This window comes from Spiribacter sp. SSL99, from assembly GCF_009805925.1.
GTDB classification, from domain to species: domain Bacteria; phylum Pseudomonadota; class Gammaproteobacteria; order Nitrococcales; family Nitrococcaceae; genus Spiribacter; species Spiribacter roseus.
Genome location: NZ_MAOM01000022.1, coordinates 44072 through 69234 on the forward strand (window position 1 = coordinate 44072; position 25163 = coordinate 69234).

Here is a 25163-nt window from a genome sequence, read left to right on the forward strand (position 1 = left end):
GGCCGCGCCGTGAATTCATCGGGTTCCGCGATGTCGTATAGGATACTCACCCATTGCCTTCACCGGCGGGACGACAAGGGAAGCCATGAGAGCCTTTTCACTGAGCATTGCTACTTCTATCGGTCTGGGGCTGGCGGCAGTGGCCAGTGCCCAGACCAGTGACTCGGGCTTTGCCCCGGATGATCCGGACCTGGCCGTCGCGACACTCGCGGGCGGATGCTTCTGGTGCGTTGAGGCGTACTACGAGAAGAACGTGCCCGGCGTGGTCGAGGCCGTTTCCGGCTACAGCGGCGGCGAGGTGCAGGATCCCACCTACGAGGAAGTCTCCGGCGGCCGTACGGATCACACCGAGGCGGTGCAGGTTTACTACGACCCCACCAGAATCACCTACGAAGGTCTGCTCGAAGGCCTGTGGCGGACGGCGGACCCGACCGACATCAATGGCCAGTACGTTGATCGTGGCAAGCAGTATCGCCCGGCGATCTTTTACCATGATGAGGCCCAGAAACGCGCCGCCGAGGCGTCAATTGAGGCGCTCGAGGCCTCCGGCCGCTATGACGAGCCGGTCAGAATCGAAGTAGTCCCGTTTGACGCGTTCTACGAGGCCGAGGCCCGTCATCAGGACTACTACAAGGAAAAGCCGGTGCGCTACCGGCTCTATACATTCAATTCCGGGCGTTATCAGTTCATCGAAGAGATCTGGGGCGATGATCAGTCAGTGGATTTCTCCGAGTATGAGCCGCAGCGCCAGTCAGGTTCTCCATCGGTGGAAGCGTTCGATCCGGCGACCTTCGAAAAGCCCCCTGAAGCGCTCCTGCAGTCGCGTCTGACCGATGAGCAGTATTACGTGACCCAGGAAGACGGCACTGAGCCCGCCTATGACAATCCGTATTACGACGAGAAGCGCCCCGGCATCTATGTGGATGTGGTCTCGGGCGAGCCGCTTTTCTCGTCGCGTGACAAGTACCGCTCTGACACCGGCTGGCCGAGCTTTACGCAACCCATCCGCGAGGACGCGGTGGTTGAACGCGAGGACAACAGCCTGTTCATGACAAGGACTGAGATCCGCAGTCAGCATGCCGATTCGCATCTGGGCCATGTCTTTACCGACGGCCCGGAACCAACGGGTCTGCGCTACTGCATGAACTCCGCCGCGCTTGAGTTCATCCCGCTGGAGGAGATGGAAGCGGCGGGCTATGGCTCACTGATCAGCGAAGTTGAATAGGACGTAATCAATGACCGCACCGACGCTTATAATGGGTGCCCGCGGCGGGATCGGCGAAGCACTCGCCCGCCGCCTGGCCGCCGCGGGTCAGCCGCTCGTGCTCTCGGCGCGTGATCCGCAGACCATCCTGCCGCTGGCGCAGGCCCTCGGGGCCGACGTGGTCGCCTGCGATGTGCTGGATACCGATTCGATCAAGGCGGCGGTCCAAAGCGCGCAGTCCGATGAAGGGCTTGCCGGACTGGCTTACTGTGTCGGCAATATCGTCCTCAAGCCCCTCAAGAACCTGACCGAGAAAGACCTGCTTGACTGCTACCGGCTGAACACCGTGGGAGCGGCAATCGCGGTGCAGGCCGCCGCACCGGCACTGCAGAAGGCGCGGGGCAGCGTCGTGATGTTCTCGACGGTGGCGGCCGGACAGGGCTTTGGCAACCATGCCGTGATTGCCGCGGCTAAAGGCGGCGTCGAGGCCCTGGCCCGGTCGCTGGCGGCCGATCTGGCGCCCTCGGTCCGGGTGAACTGCATTGCGCCCAGCATCAGCCAGACTGAAATCGCCGATTCGCTGCTGTCCAACGAGAAGATGGCCGAGGCGCTCGCGGCCAGTCATCCGCTCAAACGCGTCGGCGTCGCCGACGACTCCGCCGCGATGGCGGCATTCCTGCTGGGCACCGACGCCAGCTGGATCACCGGTCAGGTGTTCCCGGTCGATGGCGGTCGGGGCGCGTTGCGTGCCAGGGGGCAGTAGCATCATGCGCATCGGCCCCGGCGGCGATCCGATTACTGACGCAGGTATTTGATAAGCGCGAGGATCAAAAGCACCAGAACGACGATGATCAGAAGACTGATGACGATGGGGATGATCATCATTCCCGTCATCATTCCCGGTCCAGGGCCATGCATGACGCCCGACCCGTAACTGGACTGTGCAAGCGCGCTGCCGCTCCAGCTACCCAATAACATCATGAAAATGATGATCCATTGCTTCATTGCGGTTTACTCCTGAGACCGGTGACCTTGTAGGATTCACTCGATACAAGCATGAGAGCGTAGACCCGGATGATCAATGGGCCTGAGATCAGCCATCCGATGGATGCGCTCCGTCGTCTATTTGATGCGGGTGTGGCTGCCGCGCATCCAGCCCGCGTGGTTGCGCCGCATTTTCCGCCGATCAGTAAAGACGGGCGGACCCGGGTCATCGGTGCGGGGAAGGCCGCCGCGGCAATGGCGCAGGCGCTGGAGAAGGCGTGGCCACCGGACGTGCCGGCGCCGCAAGGACTGGTTGTCACCCGTTATGGCCATGGGGCGATGCTCGAGAGCATCGAGTGCATCGAGGCATCCCATCCGCTACCGGATGCAGCCGGCCGTGAGGCCGCTCAACGGATGGTCGACATCGCCCATGAATTGGGGGAGGGGGATCAGCTGCTGTGTCTGCTCTCCGGCGGCGGCTCTGCGCTGCTCACCTTGCCGGCCGACGGTCTGACAATGGCGGATCAGCAGGCAGTATCGTCAGCGCTCCTCAGGTCGGGTGCTGACATCGCCGATATCAACTGCGTCAGGAAGCATCTGTCGGCCGTCAAAGGCGGGCAACTCGCCGTCGCGGCCTGGCCCGCCCGCGTGACCACCCTGATGATCTCGGATGTCGCCGGCGATGATCCGGCGACGATTGCCTCGGGTCCGACGGTCGCAGATCCGACCAGTTTTGGCGATGCCCGAGCGATTCTGGATCGATTTGGGATCGATCCACCCACGGCCGTGCGCCATCACCTTGAGTCATCCGGGCAGGAAACGCCCAAACCCGGTGATCCGCGGCTCGATGCTGTGGAGAACATCATTGTGGCCCGCTCGCAGACATCACTGGAGGCCATGGCGGAATACGCTCGCTCGCAGGGCATCAGGCCCATCATTCTCGGCGATGCCATCGAAGGCGAGGCGCGTGAGGTGGGTCGCGTCATGGCCGGCATTGCCCGACAGGTCGCCCGTCATCATCAACCCGCCGCGCCGCCCTGTGTGCTGCTGTCCGGCGGCGAGACCTCGGTGACCGTGCGGGGTGACGGTCGGGGCGGGCGAAATCTCGAGTTCCTGCTCGGGCTTGCCATTGCCCTTGAGGGAGCCGAAACGGTCTATGCCCTGGCCGGCGACAGTGACGGCATTGATGGCAGCGAGGACAATGCCGGGGCGATCGTCACCCCGGATACGCTCGCCCGCGCGCGTCGGATGGGCGTCAACCCCCGGGATCGGCTCGCCGACAATGATGCCTACGGCTTTTTTGCCGCCCTGGGCGATCTGGTGATGACCGGTCCCACCCTCACCAATGTCAATGACCTGCGCGCCATTCTTATTGCTGAGCCCCGTGCTCAGGCGGGGAGCCAATAGCCGACCAGCATCGCGCCCATTGCCCCCATGAACAGGGTCTGCAGCACGATCACCGTGATCGGGCGCCAGCCAAGCTTGAGCATTTCGCCGATCTGGCTCTGGATGCCGAGCGCCGCCACGGCGGTAATGAGGCAGGCGGTGGAAGTGGTCGCCAGCACCGCCATCAAGGGCGCTGGCAGCCAACCCAGGCTATTGATGCCCACGAGGGCGAGGAACCCCAGCAGAAACCCGGGAATCGGTGGGGCGGGGCGCTTTCGTGGCTGCCCGGGGGGATGACGGTTACCGCGCTCGCGCAACACCAGTGCCAGTCCCAGCACCAGGGGAAGTAACAGGGCAACGCGCAGAAGCTTGATGACCGTGGCGATTTCCCCCGAGGTCTCAGAGACACTGAAACCCGCACCGACAACCTGGGCCACATCATGGATCGTGGCCCCTAGAAACACGCCCGCCTGGGCGTCGTCCATGCCCAGTTGCGCCGCGAGGATGGGATAGATCACCAGCGCGACGGTACTCAGGGTGCTGACGCTGACCACCACCAGAACCGTATCGAGGTGTAGTCGCTCATCCCGCGGTAGGGTCGAGGCGATCGCGAGGGCCGCCGAGGCCCCACAGATACTCACGGCTCCGGCGGATAGCACAGCGAAACGCCCGCCCATTCCCAGTGCGCGCGCCACCCCAAAACCGACAAGCAGGGTGGCGGCGACAGTCGCCAGTGTGATCAGCACTGGTGTCAGACCCAGCGCAGTGAGATCGGTGAGCGTCAGGCGGGCGCCGAGCAGCGCCACGCCCACCCGCAGAATCGTTCGGGTGCTCAGGCGGATGCCGGGCGCCACACGCTCGCGCTCGCGCAGAAACCCCAGCGCCATCCCCAGCAGCAGGGCAAACAACATCACCGGTGCGCCGTAGTGGTTGGCGAGGAACAGCGCCACCATGGCCACCGCCAGACTGATCCCGACACCGGGCGCGGCACGGCGACCCACTGCGAGTCGATGGCGGGCGGCTTGGGCAAGCCCCGTCATAGTGGGTGTCGGGTGACGTTCATGGGGGCGCAGCATAGCGGAGTCGGTGTGTATCATCGACCGGCATGACGATCGGGATCGCGGATCTCACCCTCTACGCCGGGGCGCTGCTGGTGTTGTTTCTGACACCGGGGCCGGTGTGGCTGGCGCTACTGGCGCGTACGCTCTCGGGCGGATTCGCGGCTGCGCTGCCATTGGCCCTTGGCGTGGTGGTGGGGGATCTGCTTTGGCCGTTGGCGGCCATCCATGGCCTGAGTTGGGTTGTGTCGGCCCATGATGAAACGCTGGTGATACTGCGCTGGGTCGCGGCGCTTTTATTCGCCGCGATGGGCATGCAGCTGATCCGGCACGCGGACCGGGCCATTCAGGCCGATGGCCGACTGACGCGTCCGGGTTTCTGGCCAGGCTTCAGTGCGGGGCTGGCGGCGATCCTGGGGAACCCCAAGGCGGTGCTGTTCTATCTGGGGCTGCTGCCGGGTTTTTTCGATCTTGGCACGGTAACGGCACTGGACATCAGTGTGATCGTGGTCACATCGATGGTGATTCCGTTTCTCGGCAACATGATCTTCGCGGTCGGCATCGACCGGTTGCGACGCCTGATCCAGTCGCCCGCGGCGTTGAGGCGGGTCAACCAGGTGGCGGGGCTTTTGTTGATTGCGGTGGGACTGGTCATCGGGCTGCCTTCGCTGTATGAATGACGATTCCCCTCACACAACCCAGCGGAGCAGAGACCAGCATGAGCGAGGATCCCACCGCCGGCCTTTCACAGCTTGGCAGTCAGTCGCCCATTCCAACGAACCCCGAGGAGGCGGTACTCGAGCGGGTGCCGAACCCGCAGTCCGACGTGCACTACCTGGCGCGGTTCACCGCCCCGGAGTTCACGTCGTTGTGCCCAATGACGGGGCAACCGGATTTCGCGCACCTGGTGATCGACTATGTCCCCGGGCAATGGTTAATCGAGAGCAAATCCCTCAAGCTGTTTCTTTTTGCCTTTCGTAACCACGGCGCCTTCCACGAAGACTGCACGGTCACCATTGCCCGGCGGCTCGCGGATCTTCTCGAACCGGTCTGGCTGCGGATTGGTGGTTATTGGTACCCGCGAGGCGGTATGCCGATCGATGTGTTCTATCAGACCGGGCAACCGCCGGTTGATGTCTGGATCCCCGAGCAGGGTGTCGCAGGCTACCGCGGTCGTGGTTAGCAGGGAGGGTCCGAGCGATGGATCATGAAAAGCTCGATCGCATCGTCGGCGATGCCAACCGGGCGGCCGATGCGCGCAGGCGGGGGTATCGGGAAAAGGCTCTCAAGCTCTTCCCGTGGGTGTGCGGCCGCTGCACGCGCGAGTTTACGCGGGCCAATGTCCACGAGCTCACGGTCCATCACCGCGATCATGACCACCACAACAACCCGGATGACGGCAGCAACTGGGAGCTGTTGTGCATCTACTGCCACGACAATGAGCATCAGCGTGCCCTCGAGGCGCATCACGCGCCGGGCGAGTCGGATCAGGGTTCGCCCCCGGGCACCCATTCGCCATTCGCCGATCTGAGGTCAATGTTGGATAAATGATGGATTCAACGCCGCGTATCTACTTCTACAGCGCGCAGAAATATGATCAGGCCTTTTTCGAGGCGGCCAACACCGCCCACGGCTTTGATCTGGCCTTTACCGACGCACCGCTGAATGCCGACACGGCAAGGCTCGCCGACGGCGCCGAGGTGATCTGTGCCTTCGTCAATGACACGCTGGATGCGGCCTGTCTGCGGGCGCTCGCCGACGCCGGCGTGCGCACGGTGGCGCTGCGCTGTGCGGGTTTCAATCACGTCGATCTGCCCGAGGCCAAGCGCCTGGGGCTGGCGGTGGTCTCGGTGCCGGCCTACTCCCCGGAGGCGGTCGCTGAGCATACCCTTGCGCTGATCCTCACGCTCAACCGGAACACGCATCGGGCCTATGCCCGGGTGCGCGAGGGCGACTTCAACCTCAAGGGGCTGCTGGGTTTTAACCTCAACGGCCGCACCGTCGGGCTGATTGGAACGGGCCGCATCGGCGTGGCCACCGCTCGCGTGCTGTCGGGTCTGGGGGTGGCGCTGTTGGGTTACGATGTCTACGAAAACCCGGCGTTCAAGGCGCTGGGTGGACAGTATGTGGCGCTGGACGATCTGTATGCCCGGGCCGACATCATCAGCCTCCACTGTCCGCTGACCGAGTCCAACCACTACATGATCAACGCCGAATCAATCGCGCGCATGCGCGATGGTGTGATGCTGGTGAATACCAGCCGCGGCGGGCTGGTCGACACCGAGGCGGTCATCGCCGCGCTCAAGTCAAAGAAGGTCGGCCACCTGGCCCTGGATGTCTACGAGCAGGAGAGTGACGTCTTCTTTCGCGATCTGTCTGACGAGATCCTCGCCGACGACACGCTCTCGCGCCTGCTGACATTCCCCAATGTGCTCATCACCGGCCATCAGGGTTTCTTCACCCAGGAGGCGATGACCCAGATCGCCGAGGTGACGCTGCAGAACGTTGCCGCCGTCTCCCGCGACGAGGTCTGCGACAACGAACTGACCCGACGCTTGTGAGTGGCGTTTTATGGGTCAATGGGTCGCGATTTACCCCGAAAGATCCAGTACACGCCGACGGTGTAGATCAGCACCACGGGTAACACCACCAGCCCGGCGCCGTAGAAAAGGAACTGCAGGGAGGCCGGCGGCGCGGCCGCCTGATAGAAGCGCAGGTCCCCGGGCAGGATCCACGGCCAGAAGCTGAATATGAATGCGCAGAAGGCGGCGATGAAGATCATCGCGGCCATGGGGTAGGCGAGTCGGTCCCGGCGCTGACGCACACTCAATGCGAGGCCGCCCGCACCCAACAAGACCAGCACCAGCGGCACCATCACCCACTCCGGTGAGTCGGCCCAGCGATGGCTGATGTCCATCGATCCCATCAGGGTCCAGATGAAGCTTGCCAGTACGCAGGCAACGGTGAGGACCATGAGTCGCGGCAGCCACCGATAACTCCATTCGCGCAGCCCGCCGCGGGTCTTCAGGACGAGCCAACCGGCGCCCAACAGCGCATAGCCCGCCACAAGCCCGAACCCGCCGAGCAGCGCGAAGGGCGACAGCCAATCCCAGGCGCCGCCGGCGTACTCACCGTTGCTGATGTCGATACCCTCGACCAGGGCGCCGATCGCCGTCCCCTGCACAAAGGTGGCAACCAGCGAGCCGCCACTGAAACAGCCGCTCCAGAGTCCCCGCAGGCGCCCGCTGCGGCCACGGAATTCCATGGACACGCCCCTGAGTATGAGCGCGCCCAGCAGGATGACGACGGGCAGGTAGAACGCCGAGAGGAAGATCGCATACGCCGCGGGGAAGGCCGCAAAAAGGACCGTTCCCACCACCACGAGCCAGGTCTCGTTGCCATCCCAGACCGGCTCAATGGTCTGCATCATCTGATCACGCTGGACTGGATCGGCATTGAACCCAAAGAGAATGCCCACCCCCAGATCAAAGCCATCCAGCAGCCCGTAGATGAGGATGGCGAATGCCAGTACCAGTGCCCAGAAGTGGACTAGATTGAATGCCGCGAGGGTCTGCATCAGATCCAACGGCACGCTTACACCCGCGCCGGTTCGACGATGAGACCGCGGTCAACCGGATCGCCCGTGATCTTTTCCGCCCCCGGGCCGGCCCTTAGCGCCCGCCAGATGTAGTAAGTCCCGGCCGGGAAGATCAACGAGTAGAGCGTCACATAGACAAGCAGGGAGGTGAGGGCCGCGCTGGTGGTCAGCGACGGCGTCACGGCGTCGGCGGTGCGCAGCGCGCCAAACACCACCCAGGGCTGGCGCCCGATTTCGGCGGTAAACCAGCCCGCGACGATCGCGATGAAACCACTCGGAAAGCTGATCGCCGTCGCCCATAAGAACCACCGGGGCGGTGCGCGCCCTTTGTCCATGCGGGCCCGCCGCGTCAGCCAGACGCCTGACCACGACACGAACAGCATCACCAGCCCCATTCCGACCATGATCCGGAATCCATAGAAGGGGACGAGAAACGGCGGACGCTCATTGACGGGCACCGTGACAATGCCGGGCTCGCGCGAGTCAAAGGTCAGGCTGTCGAAAAAACTCCCCATGACCGGCACACCGATCTCGAAGGCATTGCGCTCAGCGGCCTCATCCGGCCAGGCAAGGAGCAGCAGCCGTGCGGGTTGTTCAGTCTGCCAACGGCCTTCGATGGCCGTGAACTTGCTCGGCTGATGGGCCTCGACATATTCACCGTTCAGATGCCCGATCACCAGCTGCAGGGGGATCAGTACCGCGGCCAACCCCAGCCCCATCCGCAGCATGACGCGTGCCCCCTCGGCGTGTCGGTGGCGCAGGGTGTACCAGGCACCGGTCGCCGCCACGCAGAACGCGGTGGTCAGATAGGCGGCCAGAATCATGTGCGGGAAGCGGACCCACAGGACTTCGCTGGAAAATATGGCGCCCCAGTCGGTGGGCACGAACTGGTTGCCCTGCATGGCGTAGCCGACCGGTACCTGCATCCACGTGTTGTTGGCGAGTATCCAGAACGAGGACACGGTGGTGCCGATCGCCACCATCAGACACGAGAAGAAGTACACGCCACGCGAGACACGCTGACGGCCGAAGACCATGACACCGAAGAACGTCGCCTCGAGCAGGAACGCGGTAAACGATTCGTACGCCAGCAGGGGGCCCTGAATGGGACCGGTGCGGGCGGACAGGGCACTCCAGTTGGTGCCGAACTGGAACGCCATGACGATGCCGGAGACGACCCCCATGACGAAGGCGATCACAAAGATCCTGAGCCAGAAATCGAACAGTTCACGATAGATCGGCCGCGACGTGGCGAGCGACAGCCCCTCCAGCGTCGCGAGCCACGCCGCCAACCCGATCGTGAAGGACGGGAAGATGATGTGGAACGTCATCGTGAACGCAAACTGGATCCGGGACAGGATCAGTGGATCGAGTTCCATACGCGGGTGCCCTAGTTCTCCAGCAGCTCGTACTGGGTTGGATTATCGGCGCACAGGCCCAGCTCGCACTCGGCGAAGGTCGATGCGGCATTGGCGACGACGATGAGGCTGAACAGGCCGAATGCCAGCAATGCGAGCCCGGTCGGGTGGGTGCTGCGCCGCTCGCTGGTGGTTCGGAATCCGCCATCGATGAGCAGCATCACCGCCGATCCCAGCACGATCAGGCCGAACAGCAGCGCCGCCCAGGTGTAGAAGTGCAGGCCGATGAACGCATCACCGTAGCTGCCGGTACCGGGAGCGATGTGCAGAAAGATCTGGCGGACGGCGACGGCGAATCCGGCGAGTGCGCCCAGGATCACGAGGCCATAGTGCCGCGCCCGCTGCCCGTGAAACAGGTTGAGGACCAGGCCGAATCCCGCGAGGGCGAACCCGGCGCGCTGCAGCAGGCACAGCGGACAGGGCAGATCATCGTTGATTAGCTGATCGGTGAATGCGAACCCCAGCACGATGGTGATCGCGATCAATCCCAGGGCATTGAGGTTTTTTGAGAGTGACTCTGTCATTTCGCGACCCCTAGAAGTTGAGATTGAGCTTGTCGGTTGCATGGACGTTCAGCAGGTAAAGCGTCCAGAGCAGGCCGACCCCCCAGGTCGCGTGTGCCAGCGCGGGCTTGTCGAAAAAGACCAGCGCGAGCGCGATGGCAACGAGTAGAAAAGGCAGGACCATCATGAATGCGATTCCCCTTTTTTATGTTCAATACGGCGCAGATTAGTAATACCCGTTTGTACCCATCGAAGCCAGAAAAATACGGTGAAATTTACTGACAAATCCTGACGGCGGTCGCCGCCCGTCAGCACTCGCGACAGCCACGATGGGCGGTGGTAGTCTCAGAACCGATCCCCTTCCAAAACAATAGAGGTCGCCATGCTCGACAAGGTCAAAGCGTCCGGACACCGCAGTGTCGTCGTGAACGAGTACACCAACAGCGTCATCGATCCCGAGGCCCGCATGCTCGGTCCGGTCGAGGATGGTGGCACCATCATCGCCAATACGGCGCCCGGCTGCTGGGGCCCGATGATCACGCCAAGCCTGCGGGGCGGGCACGAGGTCACCCGTCCCGTCGAGGTTGTCGGTGCCCGGGTGGGAGACGGGCTTGTGGTGCGCATCCGCGACATCACCGTCACCTCGCTGGCAACCGCGTCGGGCCACGACAGTTCGCCCGAGGGGTTCTGCCTGGGTGACCCCTACGTCGCCGCCCGCTGTCCGCAGTGCGACACCCTCTGGCCGGCGACGCATATCGAGGGGATCGGACAGGACTCGGTGCGCTGTGATGCCTGCAATCAGCCGGTAAAACCCTTCGAGATCGTCCATGGCTATACCGTCGCCTTTGATGACAGCCGCCATGTGGGCGTGACCCTGCCCCCGGCCGCCGCCGAAACGGTGGGTCACGATGCGGATCATTATGCGGCGCTACCGGATGGCAGCCATCAGCACTCCGTGCTCCATTACGCCCCGGCCGACATGCCGGCGACGCTCATCCGCATGCGTCCATTCCTCGGCCAGCTTGGGAGCTGCCCCTCCCGGGCGCTGCCAGACAGTCACAACGCCGGCGATTTCGGCGCATTTCTGGTGGGCGCGCCCCATGATTACTCGATCACCCAGGCGGAGCTGGTCGAGCACAAGACCGACGGCCACCTCGACATTGATGCGGTGCGGGCCGGCGCGATCCTGGTGGCGCCGGTGAAGGTCAACGGGGGCGGGCTCTATCTGGGGGACATGCATGCCGGACAGGGCGATGGCGAAATCGCCGGTCACACCATGGACGTGGCGGGAAGCGTCACTCTGCAGGTGGAGGTGCTGAAGGACTACCCCATCGATGGCCCGGTCCTCTTTCCGCTGGTTGAAGACCTGCCGCCCATGGCCCGGCCATTCAGCGACGATGAAAAGGCGAGGGGCAAGCGGCTCGCCAACCGCTGGGGCACTGGGCCCATTGAGCCGACCGCACCCATATCGGTGATCGGCACGGCCGCCAACCTCAACGACGCCATCGATAACGGGCTGGAACGCGCGGCCCGGCTGCTCGGGCTGTCCGTGCCCGAGGTGCGCAACCGCGCCACCGTCAACGGCGCCATCGAGATCGGTCGGGCGCCCGGGGTGATTCAGGTCACCTTTCTGGCGCCGCTGGCGCGACTGGATTCGGTGGGTCTGGGTGACTATGCCCGCGAGCAGTATGGTCTGGAGTGAACATGTCGAGTGTCGCCATTATCGGTAACGGCATCGCCGGCGCGTCGGTGGCGCGCCGGCTGGCCCTCACCAGGCCCGATGCCTTCAGCCCGATCAGCCTGTATGAAATCGGTCGCGGCCCCGGTGGCCGGGCCGCCACCCGTCGAACGCGGTCGATTCCCGAGCTGCGCATCAACCATGGGGCCCCTTACGCGGATATCTCAACCCGCACGGGACGGGAGCTGCTGGCATCACTGGGCGATGCCACGACGGCCTACACGGGGCCACGATGCACCCTGGATGGACCGACCGGCGCTGTTGCGCCGCGCCGGCAGGAGCCCGGCACGGCTCTGATCACGGGCCGGGATGGCGAGATGGCGAACATCGCCGGCGATCTGCTGCGTGATGACGAAAACCGTCTGCTCCCATCCGTCACGACGCATTACTCGAGCATCGTCAGGGGCCTCAGTCGTGGTCGGGCGTCTGACGATCCGTGGGTGCTGTCGGATAAAAACGGCGAGGAGATCGGACGGGCCGACTGGCTGATCGCGGCCGGCAGTGGCATCGCCCATCCGCGCTGGTCGGCGACGTTCGGCGGCGAGCCGCCGCTGGTCGGGGCTGCCTCCGACCTGGGGGATGCGCGGCTGAACGACGCCCTCGAGGTGGTGGCCCAGCAGACGGCGGCGCCGGTGCTGACGGTCCTGCTGTACTGCACGGGCGACCTCGCCGCCCAATGGCAGAGCCTGGCGTTCAGGGACGCAGTGGTCGCCGATCACGCGGTGCTCTCGAAAATCTCCATCCAGCCCTGTGGTGAGGCGCGCTGTGCGGTGGTGCTGCACTCCACCGGCGACTATGCCGCGGGCAACGCAGGCGTGCACGGGAGCTCGTCGAGTGCCGCGCGGGTGGGCGATGCGTCCTCGGATACTGCCCGGGAAGCCGCGATCATCGAGGAAATGCTCGTCGCGCTTGATGGCATTCCCGGTCTGCCGGCCGCCAGCAACGCCGACTACGCCTTCGGCCCGCTGCTGCATCGCTGGGGGAATGCCTTTCCGCAGGGCGAGCCACTGCCGCAGGCCCTGGCGGTGTGCCCCGACGCCCGTGTGGCGTTCTGTGGGGATTACGTCCGCACCGCCGCGCGAATGGGCAGCTGCGAGTCGGCGTTGGTGTCCGGTGTCGAAGTCGCCGATGCGATGGTCGGCACTTGCTCGCGCTAGTGCTGCGAGGCGCCTGCCTTGGGGTCGTCGTACGCGGCCATGGCGTCCATGAGAAGGGCGCCCTGGCCCTCGGGGTGACGGACCGCGACCTCGGCGCCGTTGCGACGGAGCTTGCCGACCACACGATCCACCGCCCCGACCGCGGAACTGTCCCAGAGGGTCGTGTGGGTGAGGTCGATGGTGACCTGCGGTACGTCGGCGGCAAAATCGAACCCTGAGAGGAAGTTGTCCACCGCCACAAAAAACAGCACACCGTTGACGTGATAGACACGGTGTTGGCCATCGTCGCTGTCCGTACAGGTGACGGTGATCTGTCGGGCCAGCTTACGCACAAAGAACACCGCGCTCAGCAGGACACCGGCCAGCACGCCCTTGGCGAGGTCATGGGTGAGGACAACGGTGGCGACGGTGACGATCAGCACAAAGGCGTCGGTCCGTGGCATTCTGCGGAGCATGCCAAAGGTACTCCAGTCGAAGGTGCCGATGGACACCATGATCATCACTGAGACCAACGCCGGCATCGGGATCATCGAGACCAGGTCCCCGAAGAAAACGATGAAACAGAGCAGATACACCCCGGCAGCGAGACTGGAGAGCCGTCCGCGCCCGCCGGACTTAACGTTGATGATCGACTGACCGATCATTGCACAGGCCGCCATGCCGCCGAACAGCCCGGTGACGCAGTTGCCGATGCCCTGGCCGATGCACTCGCGGTTTTTCTTGCTTGGTGTGTCGGTGAGATCGTCGACGATCGAGGCGGTGAGCAGTGACTCGAGCAGCCCGACGATGGTGAGGGTCAGCGCGGTCGGCAGGATGATCTGAAGGGTCTCGAGGTTCATCGGCACCATGGGGATCCCGAATACCGGTAACCCGCTCGGCAGTTCACCCATATCGCCGACGGTATTCAGGGGCATGTCCAGGAAGTACGCCACGCCGGTGAGCGTGACGATGGTGACAAGCGCCGGGGGAACGGTCCGGTTGATGTACGGGAACAGATACAGAATGGCGAGTCCGCCGATCACCATCAGATAGGTGGGTGTACCGTGGCCGACGAAATGCGGCACCTGGGCCATGAAGATCAGGATGGCCAGTGCGTTGACGAACCCCTGCATGACCGTGCGCGGGATGAACATCATGTACCGCGCGAGCCTCAGCCGACCGAAGACCACCTGCAGCACGCCCGTGAGTATTGTCGCGGCAAACAGGTATTCGACACCGTGCTCGGCGACCAGGTTGATCATGACCAGTGCCATGGCCCCGGTGGCGGCCGATATCATGCCGGGTCGTCCACCGGTGAACGCGATGACCACGGCCATTGAGAACGAGGCGTAAAGCCCGACGGCAGGATCGACGCCGGCGATGATCGAAAAGGCGATCGCCTCCGGAATCAGTGCGAGGGCCACGACGATGCCGGCGACAAGGTCGCCGCGCACGTTCGAAAACCAGCTGCGGCGAAGCGTCGCCCAATAGTTCGTCGCTCGATCAACCAAGTCGCTCGTTCCTTAATACTGCCGGTGAGGCCATCCGCGGGCGGGAGGCTGCGTAAGCTACGGCAGTTGCTGCACCGCGGCAAGTGGCGATGGGCGATGATGCCTGGTGCATCGATATTTCCGTTACCATGCAGCTTTATCGATCAACAGGCTGAGGAGCCATGCAGCAGCGCATTCTGGTACCGGTCAACTTCACAACCGCTTCGGCGCGGGCGCTTGCGGTCACGCGGGCCTATCACCCCGGCGCGGTCATCCGCCTGCTCTATGTGGTCAATCCGAGTGATATCGCCTCGGCGACGGCCAATCCCGTCATTAATCCGACCCACGCGCGGGATGAGCGCAGCAAGGCCGAGGATGAGGCCAGTCGCAGGCTCGCGACCTGGCAGCGCGATGATGAGGAGCAGGCCGTTGCGGTGGGCAACCCGGCGGAGACCATCAGTGATCAGGCCAAACAGTGGAAGGCTGATCTGATTGCCATGGGCACGCGCAGCCGGACCGGGTTTCAGCAATTCCTGCACGGCTCGGCGACGGAATGGCTCGTCCGGCATGCTGATCAGCCGATTCTGGTCGTGCACGATGTGGATCTGGCCGAGGAGCAGAAACGCCATCTGCCCCCGGTGGGAGACAACCCCGCCTGAGGCGGGGCTGCGGCTTTTATAGCGAAAAGCCGCCGTCGACGGCCATCGCCTGCCCCGTGACATGCTGGGCGGTCGCCAGATAGACGGCGAGCTGGCCCATATCCTCAGGGGTCTGGGCCTCACCCTGCGGGAGCAATGTCTTCTGGTGGCGCTCCCAGGATTCGGCCTCGGTTTCGCCTTCGTGGCGCCAGCGGCCGGCAAGGCCGTCCTCGCCGCGCCACATGCCGGTCCCGACAATGCCCGGGCACAGAGCATTCACCGTCACACCCTCGGCGGCGACCTCCTTGGCGATCGCGTTGGTAAAACCGATGACGGCGAACTTTGACGCGGTGTAGTGGGACAGGTCCGGGAAGCCGACCTTGCCGGCGATCGAGGCCACATTGATGATGCGACCAAAGCGCCGCGGCCGCATGACGGCGAGTTCCGCCTGCGAGCAGAGGAACACGCCCTTCGCATTTACCTTCATGATCCAGTCCCAGTCATCAATGGAGAGTTCGTCAACCGAACCAATGCTGAGAACCCCGGCGTTGTTGACGGCGATATCCAGCTGTCCCGCCTGCGCGACCACGCTGTCAATCAGCTCATTGACCGATTCCGGGTCGGACACGTCGACCTGGAAAGCGCCGCTGCGCCGGCCTGTCTCCTCCACCCGAATGGCGGTTTCCCGGGCAATCTCGACATCGAGGTCCGCGATCATCACGTCGGCGCCGGCTTTTGCCAGTGCGATGGCGATTCCTTCGCCGATTCCGCGCCCACCGCCGGTGACCAGTGCCGTCTTTCCTTCCAGTTCCATGGGTCTTCTCCTCTATTGAGGTGAATTAAACCGTAATGCATGCAGGCTAAAAGGCGGGTCCGCGGTGGATCAACACCGTTATCCAAGTGCATTGTTAAATCCGGGCAATCAATCCATTGTGTGGCGACACGGATGGCCTTTAGCAGAAATTTTCAGGGAAGATGGGTATGACTGACACAGACATGGCTGATTCATTGAGTCGCTGTATCGCGCAGTCGGAATATCCCGTGTGTACCATCCACGCCGTGCCGGAACCGCCCGGGCCGATGGTCTGCGATGTCAATGAGGCGTTCGCGCGTCTGATCGGCTGCCCGTCTGAGCAGCTGATCGCGACCCGCGCCGGTATGCCACCGGCGCCGCTGGGCGAGCGGGGGATGATCGACAACCTCAGGGCCAATTTATCCGCCGATAGCTGTCGTGTTGCGGTCGTCTGGGGCCTGCGTCGCGACGGCATCGCCTATCAGGTGGACTGTAGCGTCCTGCCAACCCGCGCACCTGGCGGCGAGGGTGACTACCTTGTCTGTATTTATAGCGACGTCAATTCATCTCTCGCGGCGCGGCAATCGTTGCTGGATGAAACGGAAAAACTCCAGGCCCTGATTGCATCCGTATGGGTGTCCCAATCCTTGGAGCCGTGCGATGCAGCGCCAGGGCCGCAACAGGCCACCGCGGCAACGCGCGATACGCTCGAGCGAGAGGCCGGGCGCCCTCGGGGAGGCGTCGCCTTTATCGATCATCAGCGGCGCATTCAGCGGATCGACGCCGCCTTCGAGACCATCCAGGGGCAATCGGCTGACGAGATCATCGGCCATGACATCGAGCGCTTCTACGTCGATCATGCGAGCTTTGAGCGCATGGGCGCCCAGGCTTACGGCCGGCGTAGGTGCGACGCGGATCCATCCATCTATTGCGCGGTGTTTGAGGCCTCCCGCGATGCGGTGATGCTGATGGCCGCGGAGGGGTATTTCATGGCCGTCAATCCCGCGGCGCTGGCCCTCTTCGAAGTCCATGACTCCGGGCAGTTCCTTCGCGGCTATGCGACGCCTGCTGCCCTGTCGCCCACGACCCAGCCTGATGGCGAACCCTCCGCCGACGCCACGCAGCGTTGGACTCAACATGCCCTTGACTGCGGCCAGTCGCTGTTCGAGTGGTATCACGAAACGGCGACGGGCCGTGTGTTCCCGGCGGAAGTCCAGTTGAGCCGGATCGATCTGGGTGATGATGTGATTGTTCAAATGATGGTGCGTGATATTTCTGAGAAAAAGGCTGCCATTAAGGCGCTTCAGCAGGCACGCGATCAGACGGAGGCTTACTTCCATACGGCGCCGGTCATGATCCTTTTCATGGATATCACCGGAGCGATCACCGAAATCAATGAATACGGTTGTGAGCTGATCGGCCTCCCGCGTGAAGCGATCGTTGGCACACGATGGTTTGATGCCTTTCTGCCGGCGGAAGAAAAATCACGCCTTGAGGGAGTTTTCGCGGCGTTGCGGCGAGGAGATACCCAACAAACGGAATACCATGAAAATCACATTGTGACGGCGAAAGGCGAAAAACGGGTCATCGCTTTTCGTAACGCCCCGTTCAGGGACACCACCGGTCAGGTTACCGGCATACTCGCCTCAGGCGTCGATATCACGCGGCAGCGCGAAGCGGAGGCTCACCTTGAATACCGGGCGGCCCACGATGAACTGACCGGGATCTGGAACCGGTGGCGGATGATAGAGCTTCTGAACGCCGAGATGCAGCGCGTTCAACGGCATGGCGGGGTGTTCAGCCTGATTCTGTTCGACGTGGATCATTTCAAGCGGGTTAATGATCGGTACGGTCATGATGCCGGGGATACTGTACTGAAGACGCTGGTGGCGCTCGCCAACCAGCGGCTCCGCCGGGTTGATGCCCTTGCGCGCTGGGGTGGGGAGGAGTTTCTCGTTCTGCTGCCCGCCACGGATGAGGCCAGTGGATACATGGTTGCAGAAGCCCTGCGATGCGGCGTTGAAGGCGCTGACCTCGGTGTGCCGACACCAGTGACCATTAGTCTGGGCGTCGTTGATTGTGACAGTCACGAGACGCTACGAGCACTCCTAAAACGCGTGGATGACTGTATGTACGCCGGCAAACGGGCGGGCCGTAACCGGACGGTGCAACAGGGGGCACGACCGGATTAACGCCGCGGCTGTATGAAAAGCCCCTGGGCAGGTGTAGCGTCATGGCGATCTGACCAAAGACAACGGAGTATCGATGTCTGAAAACGTGTTAATCGTCCTTACCTCGCACGATCAGCTGGGGGACACCGGGAAAAAAACCGGTTTCTGGCTCGAGGAACTGGCCGCGCCTTACTATGTGCTCAAGGATGCGGGCGTCTCCCTGACGCTGGCCTCGCCCATGGGCGGTCAGCCGCCGGTGGATCCGTCCAGCGACGCCGAGGAGAGTCATACCGAGGCCACGCGGCGTTTCGAATCCGACGCTGAGGCTCAGGCGGCACTGGCCAGCACGCATCGCCTCAGTGAGATGAATGCCGATGACTTTGACGCCGTGTTCTACCCCGGGGGCCACGGCCCGCTGTGGGACCTGGCTGAAGATGCCGACTCGATCCGTCTGATCAAGACCTTCATCACCCAGGGTAAGCCGGTGGCGAGCGTCTGCCACGCACCGATCGTGCTGGTTGGCGCCCGGACCGAGGCGGGTGAGCCGCTCGTAAAGGGGCGCGAGGTGACGGGCTTCACCAATGGCGAGGAAGCTGCGGTGGGCCTGACCGACGTCGTGCCTCATCGGGTGGAGGACGCACTGCAGGCCTGCGGAGCCGACTACGCCAAGGCGGATGACTTCGCGCCCTACGTGCGTGTGGATGGACAACTGATCACTGGTCAGAACCCGCCGTCCTCCGCGCCGACCGCACAGGCGCTGCTGGAGTGGCTCGGGAAGCGGTAGGCGGCATGAAGGCGCGATGAGGGATGCCCATGCGTCGACGAACGAAAACCTGCGCCGAGTGTGACCGCCCCGGGGATGTCCTCTACCGGTGTCGCTACGGCGCAGGCTCCGACTGGGTTTTTGTCTGCGGGGCCTGTCTGAAAACGATCAAGCCGATGCATCCCGACTCGTATCAGTATGGCGGAACCTGGAAGAGCCGAAAGCGGTGAAAAGGGCTTCGGATAGTCACCTAAGCTTTCCTTCATAACAAAACAGTCAAGATAAACAGCTCAGGACTCGATCCAGGCGGCCGTTGACATAACGCGACAAAGGAGACTGTTTGAGTCCCTACTTCGCATCCTTCAAGACTCGCACTAGCTCGGGAATGTCATCTTGAATGATGCTCCAGAGGGTGTCTTGATCTATACCCAGATAGCCATGTATCAGGCGGTTACGAGTGGCAATGATCATTCGCCACGGGATTTGCGGGCGGTCGGTGCGAATTTCATGAGGTACATGCCTGGCGGCTTCCCCAATCAATTCGAGATTCCTTAATGTTGCGTCATAGGTTATACCGCTGGCTACAAAACTTCCTTGGTCCAGCCCATCGGTGTACGCGAGTACTTTCTCCGCGAACTCAGTCATGTCGTCCAGATAAAAACGCCATTGACGTTGCCTGCCTTCAGACATTGACTCGCTCGTGCTCAACAAATGGACGGAGCTCTGGGCGAAGTGCCTTTTCTGTCACTAAGTCGACTGGGCAGTCGAGGAGGTCCTCCAGGTAGAACTGCACGCCAAAGTACCGTTTAGAGGTGGCCGGACCGTCGAAGGCAACCAGTACGTCTACATCGCTGCCGACGTTCGTGGCGTCTCGGGCGGTTGATCCGAAAAGCGCGAGCCGAGTGACACCGAAACGAGCCTTGAGCTCAGGCTTGCTCTGTTTCAATAGCTCGAGTGCGCGGTGTTTGTTCATTGTTCTTCCTTAGACGGTGTCTTGATACCGCAAACTAACACTCTCTCAGCCGCCAATAAAAAACCCCGCCGTAGCGGGGTTTCAGGTGTTGGTGGAGACGGCGGGAATCGAACCCGCGTCCGAAGGACCTCCACTACAGGGTCTACATGCTTAGCGCCGTCTTTAGTTTTAGCAGCCACCGACCCAACGGCCAGGGTCTGGTTGCCGCGATCCCGTCAGGTTTCGCCGCGCGGGTCCGGGCTCCCCGCGGGGCTAGCCTGTGTAATATGCCTGTCCGACACCCAACCACAGGCGATCAAGTGTGGACAGCTCACGGGTGTTTAGGCCGCGAGAGCGAAGTTGTCGTCGTTGGCAACTATCTTTTTTGTCACGTTTTTAACGAGGTTGAGTGACATCCCCGGCATGCACCTGGAGCTTTGCGACCTTCGTCGAAGCCATGTCGTCCCCAGATATGTGAGTAGACAGGGTAGCGGTTGCGGAGTTCCGGGGGAAGGGCCGGCGGCTAGACGCGGTGCTTGAGCAGGCGTTCCTTCTCGCGCTGCCAGTCGCGTTCCTTCTTATCGGCGCGCTTGTCATGCTGTTTTTTGCCCTTCGCAAGCCCGATGGTCAGCTTTGCGCGGCCACGCGACCAGTGCATATCCAACGGCACCACCGTGTATCCACGCTGCTCGGTCGCGCCGACAAGCTTCGCCAGCTCCTTTTGGTGCAGCAACAGCTTGCGCGTCCGGGTGGGGTCGGGGTGGATGTGCGTGGACGCGGTTGGCAGCGGCGGCAGGTTGCAGCCGATCAGATAGGCTTCGCCATTGCGGATGAAGACATACGCCTCGGTCAGATTGGCGCGTCCGGCCCGCAGGCTCTTGACCTCCCAGCCTTCGAGCACGAGCCCTGCCTCGAAGCGCTCTTCGATGAAGAACTCGAACCGCGCCCTTCGATTGACGACGATGGACGAGCCGCCGTCACCGGGTTTCTTTTTGCCTGATTTCTTACTCACCCACACAGTCTAACGGCGCCGGGCAGTGGCATCCAATGCGCCGGGCCGGCGGTGAGCTGCCGCGCGGAGTCTGATATCCTCTGGCGCTTATTGACCGGCAACTCTCGAGCACAGCGCATGACCACCGTTTCCCGCTCCGCCATCGTCCGGCATTCCGCCGAGCAGATGTTCGATCTGGTCGATGACGTAGCCCATTACGAGGACTATCTCCCGTGGGTAAAGCGCAGCCGCGAGCGCGAGCGCACCGAAGACCGGGTGGTCGGTGAGCTGCTTTTCTCGAAGGCGGGATTCGAGAAGTCGTTCGTCACCCGCAACCATCGTCAGCCCGGCAAGATGATCGAGATCCGCCTCATCGAGGGGCCGTTTCGCCACCTCGAGGGGTTCTGGCGTTTCGAGCCCATGGGCGAGGGGGCCTGCAAGGTTTCGGTGGATCTCGAGTTCGAGTTCTCCAGCCGGCTGCTGGCCATGGCCTTCGGGAAGGTATTCACTCAGGTCGCCGGGACGTTGGTGGATTCGTTCGTCAACCGGGCTGACGAGCGCTATGGCCGCTGACCACCGCCACGGGCCCGACGACTGGATCGATGTCGAGGTCGCCTATGCACGACCGGATCGTCAATGGCTCATTGCCCTGCGCGTACAGGCTGGCACCACGGCACGGGCGGCGGTTGAGCAAACGGGCCTGCTCGACGACATGCCGGATCTGGATACTGACGCGGCCGGCGTCGGGATATTTGCAGAGCCGGTCAGCCCCGAAACCCCTCTGGCGCCGGGCGATCGCGTCGAGGTCTATCGCCCCCTGCAGATCGATCCCAAGGCCCAGCGGCGTCATCGCGCCCGGGCGCAGCGCCAGGCCCAGAAGCGCTAGCGCGCCGTTCCCGCCAGTGGGTGGTCGGCGTCAACGAAATCGCCGCGGGCCGTGGCCAGACCGTTGGCGTCGAAGGTCAGCGTCAGTCGGCGCGAGACGGCCTCGACATCGGCGCTGCGTGGCTCCACCTCATAGACATAATCCCAGCGGTCATCGGTAAACGGGTCATCAATGGTGGGTGGGCCCAGGACAAAGCGCACCTGGCGGCGGGTCATCCCCGCCCGCAACTCGTCCACGTCGGCCTCGTCAAAGAGCGTGCCCTGCCGGATCTCCGGTTTATAGAGAATGGGCAGCTCCTCGACGGTGCTGGCACACCCCGCAAGCGCCGCTGACACGAGCAGGGCTGCGACGATCCGTTTGCCGGTGTATACTGAAATCATTATAAAGAAAGCGTCGTCCTGAGTGGTTTTGCGACATGGTAACCCAAGCCCGTCCCGCCTCACACATTCCCTGGGAAATCAGTCACGAGTCGGACGAGCTCCGGCGCGCCGGGCTCAAGGCCACCGCACCGCGACTCAAGATCCTGCGCATTCTTGCCGGCCGCGAGCGCGCCCACCTTGCCGCCGAAGAGGTCTATCAGCGCCTCCACGACGACGGTGAGGACATCGGCCTGGCGACGGTCTACCGCGTGCTCACCCAGTTTGCCGAGGCGGGCATCGTGATCCGTCACAACTTCGACAGCGATCGCGCGGTGTTCGAACTCAACTCGGGGATCCATCACGACCATCTGGTCTGCGTCGACTGCGGCAAGGTCGAGGAATTCAAGGATCGGGTCATTGAGCGTCGTCAGGTGGATGTCGCCGCGGTCTCGGGCTACGAGCTCCACAGCCACTCGCTCATCCTCTACGGGCGCTGTCCGGATTGTGCCCGGGTGGCACGGCGCGGGGATCAGTCGGCCTGATCGAGCATTTCGCGGGCGTGGTTGAGGGTGTTCTCGGTGATCTCGAGACCGCCGAGCATACGGGCGATTTCGTGGACACGCTGATCTCCGACGAGTGGCCGGACATCAGTGACGGTGCGGCCTGACTCATTCTGGCGCTTGTCCACCTGGAGTTGATGCATGCCCTGAGCGGCCACCTGAGGCAGATGGGTGATGCAGATCACCTGATGATGCGCCGACAGGGCCCGCAGCTGGCGGCCGACCACTTCGGCGACGGCGCCGCCAATGCCGGTGTCCGCCTCGTCAAAGATCAGCGATGGCAGCTCGGCGGTATCCGCGGTGGCCACCTCCAGCGCCAGCCCGATGCGCGAGAGCTCGCCGCCGGATGCCACTTTCTGTAGCGGGGCGGGCCGCTGATCCGGGTTGGTGCGTACATCAAAGCGCACCCGGTCGATCCCGTGTTCGGACGGGGTCGCCTGATCGTCGGGATCCACTGCGATGATCAGTGCCGCACCCGCCATCCCCAGCTCGCCGAGTAGGCTATCGACCCGTTCGCTTAGCGCGGCGGCCGCGGCCTGTCGGGACTCAGAGAGGGTCTGGGCGGCCTCGCGGTAGTCACTGAAAAGCTTTTCCTTTTCGGCGTTGAGCGTGACAAGGCGCTCGTCCGCCGAGGTCAGGCGATCCAGCTCTGCGCGCAGCGCCTCGGCATGCTCGGCAAGGCCCTCGGGCTCGATCTGGTGCTTGCGGGCCAGATCGTGCAGCCGGCTGAGTCGTGTTTCCACCGCCTCGAGCCGCTCGGGGTCCATTTCGAGCTGGTCGGCGAACTGGCGCAGGGCCTGACAGGCCTCGTCGATCTGGACCTGGCCGGTGGTCAGCAGCTGCTGGACCTCGTCGATGCGGGCGTCGACATCGCCGTGTGCCGAGAGCTCGCGCTCGGCCGTGGCGATCAGCGACTGGGCACTGGTCTCGCCGTCATAGAGGGCCTCGAGGCTTTGCTGACAGGCCGTGATGATCTCGCCAGCCCCCGCCAGCCGGCGTTGCTCGCGTTCGAGCTCGGCCATCTCCTCGGCGCTCGGTGCGGCGTCGTCGAGTTCGTCGAGCTGGTAGCGAAGGAGCTCGATCCGGTCGTGATGATCGGCGCTGCCACCGCTCAGGGACTCGATTTCTGCACTCACCCGGCGCCAGCGTCGGGCCAGCTCCGCCACCGCCTCAAGACGCTGGGGGTGAGCGGCGAACCCATCCAGGGTGCGCCGCTGGGTGTCCGGCCGCATCAGTGCCTGATGGGCATGCTGGCCATGGATGCCCATGAGCAGCGCGCCCAGCTGCTCAAGCTGATGGCGGGTGACCGGGCGGCCGTTGATCCACGCCTGGGAGCGACCGTTGCTCTGCACGACCCGACGGATCAGGCATTCATCGTCCTCATCCAGCGCTTCCTCGGTCAGCCATGCCCGGGCGCGCGGGGTATCGGCCACATCGAACAGGCCATGCACCTCGCTCTTCCCCGCCTCGGCCGGGACCATGGAGCGATCGGTGCGGTCACCCAGGCAGAGACCCAGGGCGTCGAGCAGGATGGATTTGCCGGCGCCGGTCTCGCCGGTGAGGGTGGTCAGGCCAGGGCCCAGATCCAGACCGAGTTGATCAATGATGGCGAAGTCACGGATTTCGATACGTTTCAGCATGGTGGCGCGCCGTCTCCCCAGTGCAGTTTCGCCCGCAGGATATCGAAATAGCGATGCCCGGGAGGATGCACCAGTCGCAGTGCATGCGGGTAGGCGACGATGTCGAGGCGACCGTCGGCGGTCAGGGACAGGTTGGTCTGGCTGTCGCAGCTGACATGCACCTGTTCGATGGACTGGGGCTGGACGCGCACCTCGATATGGCTGCCGGCGCTGATCACCAGGGGGCGATTGCTGAGGGTGTGGGGCGAAATCGGCACCAGCGCCACGGCATCGATCCCCGGGTGCATGATGGGGCCGCCGCCCGAGAGTGCATAGGCGGTGGAGCCGGTGGGCGTGCAGATGATCAGGCCGTCGGAGCGGTGCCGGTTGCAGGGCTCGCCGTCGATCCAGGTCTCGAACTCGATCATTCGCGCGGTGTTCCAGCGCTGCAGGACCACTTCATTGATGGCGGGGGCGTGGGCGACGATGCCGTCGTCATGGACGACTCGTGCCTCGAGCACAAGCCGCTCCTCAACACGACAGTCGCCATCGATCACGCGGATGATCTCGTCGAAGCGGTCCGGCGATACATCGACCAGAAATCCCAGCCGCCCACGGTTGATGCCCAGCACCGGGACCTGGTGGGCGGCGACCTGCTTACCGGCGTGCAGGAGCGTGCCATCACCGCCGACGACGATCAGCAGGTCGATGCGCGGGGCGAGGCTGTCGAGGCTGGCGACGGGGTGGGTGGCGGAGGCACCCGTCGCATCGCCGATGGCCTCGTCAAGGGAGACGGTGAGACCGCGTCCGTCGAGCTCGTGGATGAGCTTGCGAATCGTATCGATGACCGCCTGGTCGCCCGGCTTGCCCGTGATCGCGATACGTTGGAACGGTTGCATGCAATTCCCTCGACAGT

Annotated in this window: 29 protein-coding genes and 1 other RNA gene; 15 read left to right on the forward strand and 15 right to left on the reverse strand. The window is 63.5% G+C overall.

The features are described 5' to 3' along the window. Window positions 1-85 precede the first annotated feature (85 nt). Both msrB and BA899_RS09595 read left to right on the forward strand, forming a co-directional pair. Window positions 86-1225 (forward strand): peptide-methionine (R)-S-oxide reductase MsrB, encoded by a 1140-nt coding sequence (msrB, locus tag BA899_RS10135; RefSeq protein ID WP_159300459.1) that lies wholly within the window; start codon window positions 86-88, stop codon window positions 1223-1225. Between the two features lie 10 nt (window positions 1226-1235). After that, entirely contained in the window at window positions 1236-1967 is a 732-nt protein-coding gene (locus BA899_RS09595; RefSeq protein WP_144348343.1) for an SDR family NAD(P)-dependent oxidoreductase, read from the forward strand. A gap of 32 nt (window positions 1968-1999) precedes the next feature. Here the strand turns inward: BA899_RS09595 and BA899_RS09600 are convergent, their stop codons facing one another. Further along, window positions 2000-2209 carry a hypothetical protein gene (locus BA899_RS09600; protein WP_198515265.1) on the reverse strand — a complete coding sequence of 70 codons (210 nt, stop codon included), beginning with the start codon at window positions 2207-2209 and terminating at the stop codon, window positions 2000-2002. Window positions 2210-2278: 69 nt separating this feature from the next. Here BA899_RS09600 and BA899_RS09605 point away from each other — a divergent pair, with 69 nt between their 5' ends. Then, the gene (locus BA899_RS09605; protein WP_235013353.1) at window positions 2279-3595 is read left to right on the forward strand and encodes a glycerate kinase; all 1317 of its coding nucleotides are present in this window, start codon (window positions 2279-2281) and stop codon (window positions 3593-3595) included. Here the strand turns inward: BA899_RS09605 and BA899_RS09610 are convergent. Further along, window positions 3577-4614: a YeiH family protein gene (locus BA899_RS09610; RefSeq protein WP_159300460.1), complete on the reverse strand. Its 1038-nt coding sequence runs from the start codon at window positions 4612-4614 to the stop codon at window positions 3577-3579. The two genes, BA899_RS09605 and BA899_RS09610, sit on opposite strands and share 19 nt — an antisense overlap. A 65-nt stretch (window positions 4615-4679) precedes the next feature. Between BA899_RS09610 and BA899_RS09615 the strand changes: the two genes are divergently transcribed. The 4 genes from BA899_RS09615 to BA899_RS09630 are packed head-to-tail and all read left to right on the forward strand — an operon-like array spanning window position 4680 to window position 7193. Next, complete coding sequence (locus tag BA899_RS09615; protein ID WP_144348341.1) at window positions 4680-5312, forward strand: LysE family translocator; 633 nt, start codon at window positions 4680-4682, stop codon at window positions 5310-5312. A gap of 38 nt (window positions 5313-5350) precedes the next feature. Then, window positions 5351-5815, forward strand: a complete 465-nt coding sequence (gene queF / locus BA899_RS09620; RefSeq protein WP_144348340.1) for a preQ(1) synthase — start codon at window positions 5351-5353, stop codon at window positions 5813-5815. A gap of 17 nt (window positions 5816-5832) precedes the next feature. After that, entirely contained in the window at window positions 5833-6183 is a 351-nt protein-coding gene (locus BA899_RS09625; protein WP_110882699.1) for a YajD family HNH nuclease, read from the forward strand. After that, window positions 6180-7193 carry a 2-hydroxyacid dehydrogenase gene (locus BA899_RS09630; protein WP_198515264.1) on the forward strand — a complete coding sequence of 338 codons (1014 nt, stop codon included), beginning with the start codon at window positions 6180-6182 and terminating at the stop codon, window positions 7191-7193. The genes BA899_RS09625 and BA899_RS09630 overlap by 4 nt, the downstream gene beginning before the upstream one ends. An 8-nt stretch (window positions 7194-7201) precedes the next feature. Here BA899_RS09630 and cydB read toward each other — a convergent pair whose 3' ends face one another. From cydB to BA899_RS09650, 4 genes are read right to left on the reverse strand one after another with little or no spacing between them, the layout of a single operon-like run. Further along, a complete protein-coding gene (gene cydB, locus BA899_RS09635; RefSeq protein WP_148122744.1) occupies window positions 7202-8209 on the reverse strand; it encodes a cytochrome d ubiquinol oxidase subunit II in 1008 nt (335 codons plus the stop codon). 17 nt (window positions 8210-8226) lie between these two features. Further along, window positions 8227-9609 (reverse strand): cytochrome ubiquinol oxidase subunit I, encoded by a 1383-nt coding sequence (locus BA899_RS09640; protein WP_159300461.1) that lies wholly within the window; start codon window positions 9607-9609, stop codon window positions 8227-8229. Between the two features lie 11 nt (window positions 9610-9620). Continuing rightward, a complete protein-coding gene (locus tag BA899_RS09645; RefSeq protein WP_186295116.1) occupies window positions 9621-10172 on the reverse strand; it encodes a disulfide bond formation protein B in 552 nt (183 codons plus the stop codon). Between the two features lie 10 nt (window positions 10173-10182). After that, entirely contained in the window at window positions 10183-10338 is a 156-nt protein-coding gene (locus BA899_RS09650; protein WP_159300462.1) for a DUF5993 family protein, read from the reverse strand. A 195-nt stretch (window positions 10339-10533) separates the two neighbouring features. Here BA899_RS09650 and BA899_RS09655 point away from each other — a divergent pair, with 195 nt between their 5' ends. After that, window positions 10534-11853 carry an acetamidase/formamidase family protein gene (locus BA899_RS09655; RefSeq protein ID WP_159300463.1) on the forward strand — a complete coding sequence of 440 codons (1320 nt, stop codon included), beginning with the start codon at window positions 10534-10536 and terminating at the stop codon, window positions 11851-11853. A 2-nt stretch (window positions 11854-11855) separates the two neighbouring features. After that, a complete protein-coding gene (locus BA899_RS09660) occupies window positions 11856-13046 on the forward strand; it encodes an NAD(P)-binding protein (protein ID WP_159300464.1) in 1191 nt (396 codons plus the stop codon). Here the strand turns inward: BA899_RS09660 and BA899_RS09665 are convergent. Beyond that, window positions 13043-14536 (reverse strand): SulP family inorganic anion transporter, encoded by a 1494-nt coding sequence (locus BA899_RS09665; RefSeq protein WP_144348335.1) that lies wholly within the window; start codon window positions 14534-14536, stop codon window positions 13043-13045. The genes BA899_RS09660 and BA899_RS09665 overlap by 4 nt on opposite strands. 161 nt (window positions 14537-14697) lie before the next feature. Between BA899_RS09665 and BA899_RS09670 the strand changes: the two genes are divergently transcribed. Next, a complete protein-coding gene (locus BA899_RS09670; RefSeq protein WP_144348334.1) occupies window positions 14698-15174 on the forward strand; it encodes a universal stress protein in 477 nt (158 codons plus the stop codon). A gap of 16 nt (window positions 15175-15190) precedes the next feature. Here the strand turns inward: BA899_RS09670 and BA899_RS09675 are convergent, their stop codons facing one another. Beyond that, window positions 15191-15967, reverse strand: a complete 777-nt coding sequence (locus BA899_RS09675) for an SDR family NAD(P)-dependent oxidoreductase (protein ID WP_159300465.1) — start codon at window positions 15965-15967, stop codon at window positions 15191-15193. A 167-nt stretch (window positions 15968-16134) separates the two neighbouring features. Between BA899_RS09675 and BA899_RS09680 the strand changes: the two genes are divergently transcribed. Next, a complete protein-coding gene (locus BA899_RS09680; protein ID WP_159300466.1) occupies window positions 16135-18138 on the forward strand; it encodes a diguanylate cyclase in 2004 nt (667 codons plus the stop codon). 73 nt (window positions 18139-18211) lie between these two features. Then, window positions 18212-18901, forward strand: a complete 690-nt coding sequence (locus BA899_RS09685) for a type 1 glutamine amidotransferase domain-containing protein (RefSeq protein WP_159300467.1) — start codon at window positions 18212-18214, stop codon at window positions 18899-18901. Between the two features lie 327 nt (window positions 18902-19228). Here BA899_RS09685 and BA899_RS09690 read toward each other — a convergent pair whose 3' ends face one another. The 4 genes from BA899_RS09690 to smpB all read right to left on the reverse strand — a co-directional run bounded on the left by BA899_RS09690 (window position 19229) and on the right by smpB (window position 20844). Further along, window positions 19229-19570, reverse strand: a complete 342-nt coding sequence (locus BA899_RS09690) for a DUF86 domain-containing protein (protein ID WP_159300468.1) — start codon at window positions 19568-19570, stop codon at window positions 19229-19231. Further along, on the reverse strand, window positions 19563-19853 hold the full coding sequence (locus tag BA899_RS09695; RefSeq protein ID WP_159300469.1) for a nucleotidyltransferase family protein: 291 nt from the start codon (window positions 19851-19853) through the stop codon (window positions 19563-19565). Before BA899_RS09695 ends, BA899_RS09690 begins: the two co-directional genes overlap by 8 nt. 89 nt (window positions 19854-19942) lie before the next feature. Then, window positions 19943-20300: a transfer-messenger RNA gene (ssrA, locus tag BA899_RS09700) on the reverse strand. 55 nt (window positions 20301-20355) lie between these two features. Beyond that, complete coding sequence (gene smpB / locus BA899_RS09705; RefSeq protein WP_110882891.1) at window positions 20356-20844, reverse strand: SsrA-binding protein SmpB; 489 nt, start codon at window positions 20842-20844, stop codon at window positions 20356-20358. 117 nt (window positions 20845-20961) lie between these two features. Between smpB and BA899_RS09710 the strand changes: the two genes are divergently transcribed. Next, on the forward strand, window positions 20962-21396 hold the full coding sequence (locus tag BA899_RS09710; protein ID WP_110882717.1) for a type II toxin-antitoxin system RatA family toxin: 435 nt from the start codon (window positions 20962-20964) through the stop codon (window positions 21394-21396). Beyond that, window positions 21386-21709 carry an RnfH family protein gene (locus BA899_RS09715; protein ID WP_159300470.1) on the forward strand — a complete coding sequence of 108 codons (324 nt, stop codon included), beginning with the start codon at window positions 21386-21388 and terminating at the stop codon, window positions 21707-21709. The genes BA899_RS09710 and BA899_RS09715 overlap by 11 nt, the downstream gene beginning before the upstream one ends. Here BA899_RS09715 and BA899_RS09720 read toward each other — a convergent pair. Beyond that, window positions 21706-22089: an outer membrane protein assembly factor BamE gene (locus tag BA899_RS09720; protein ID WP_110882720.1), complete on the reverse strand. Its 384-nt coding sequence runs from the start codon at window positions 22087-22089 to the stop codon at window positions 21706-21708. The two genes, BA899_RS09715 and BA899_RS09720, sit on opposite strands and share 4 nt — an antisense overlap. Before the next feature lie 35 nt (window positions 22090-22124). Between BA899_RS09720 and fur the strand changes: the two genes are divergently transcribed. After that, a complete protein-coding gene (gene fur, locus BA899_RS09725; RefSeq protein WP_110882722.1) occupies window positions 22125-22610 on the forward strand; it encodes a ferric iron uptake transcriptional regulator in 486 nt (161 codons plus the stop codon). On the opposite strand, the gene recN is transcribed toward fur, so the two are convergent. Both recN and BA899_RS09735 read right to left on the reverse strand, forming a co-directional pair. Next, entirely contained in the window at window positions 22598-24268 is a 1671-nt protein-coding gene (recN, locus tag BA899_RS09730) for a DNA repair protein RecN (RefSeq protein WP_144348326.1), read from the reverse strand. The two genes, fur and recN, sit on opposite strands and share 13 nt — an antisense overlap. Further along, a complete protein-coding gene (locus BA899_RS09735; RefSeq protein ID WP_144348325.1) occupies window positions 24262-25146 on the reverse strand; it encodes an NAD(+) kinase in 885 nt (294 codons plus the stop codon). Before BA899_RS09735 ends, recN begins: the two co-directional genes overlap by 7 nt. Window positions 25147-25163 lie beyond the last annotated feature (17 nt).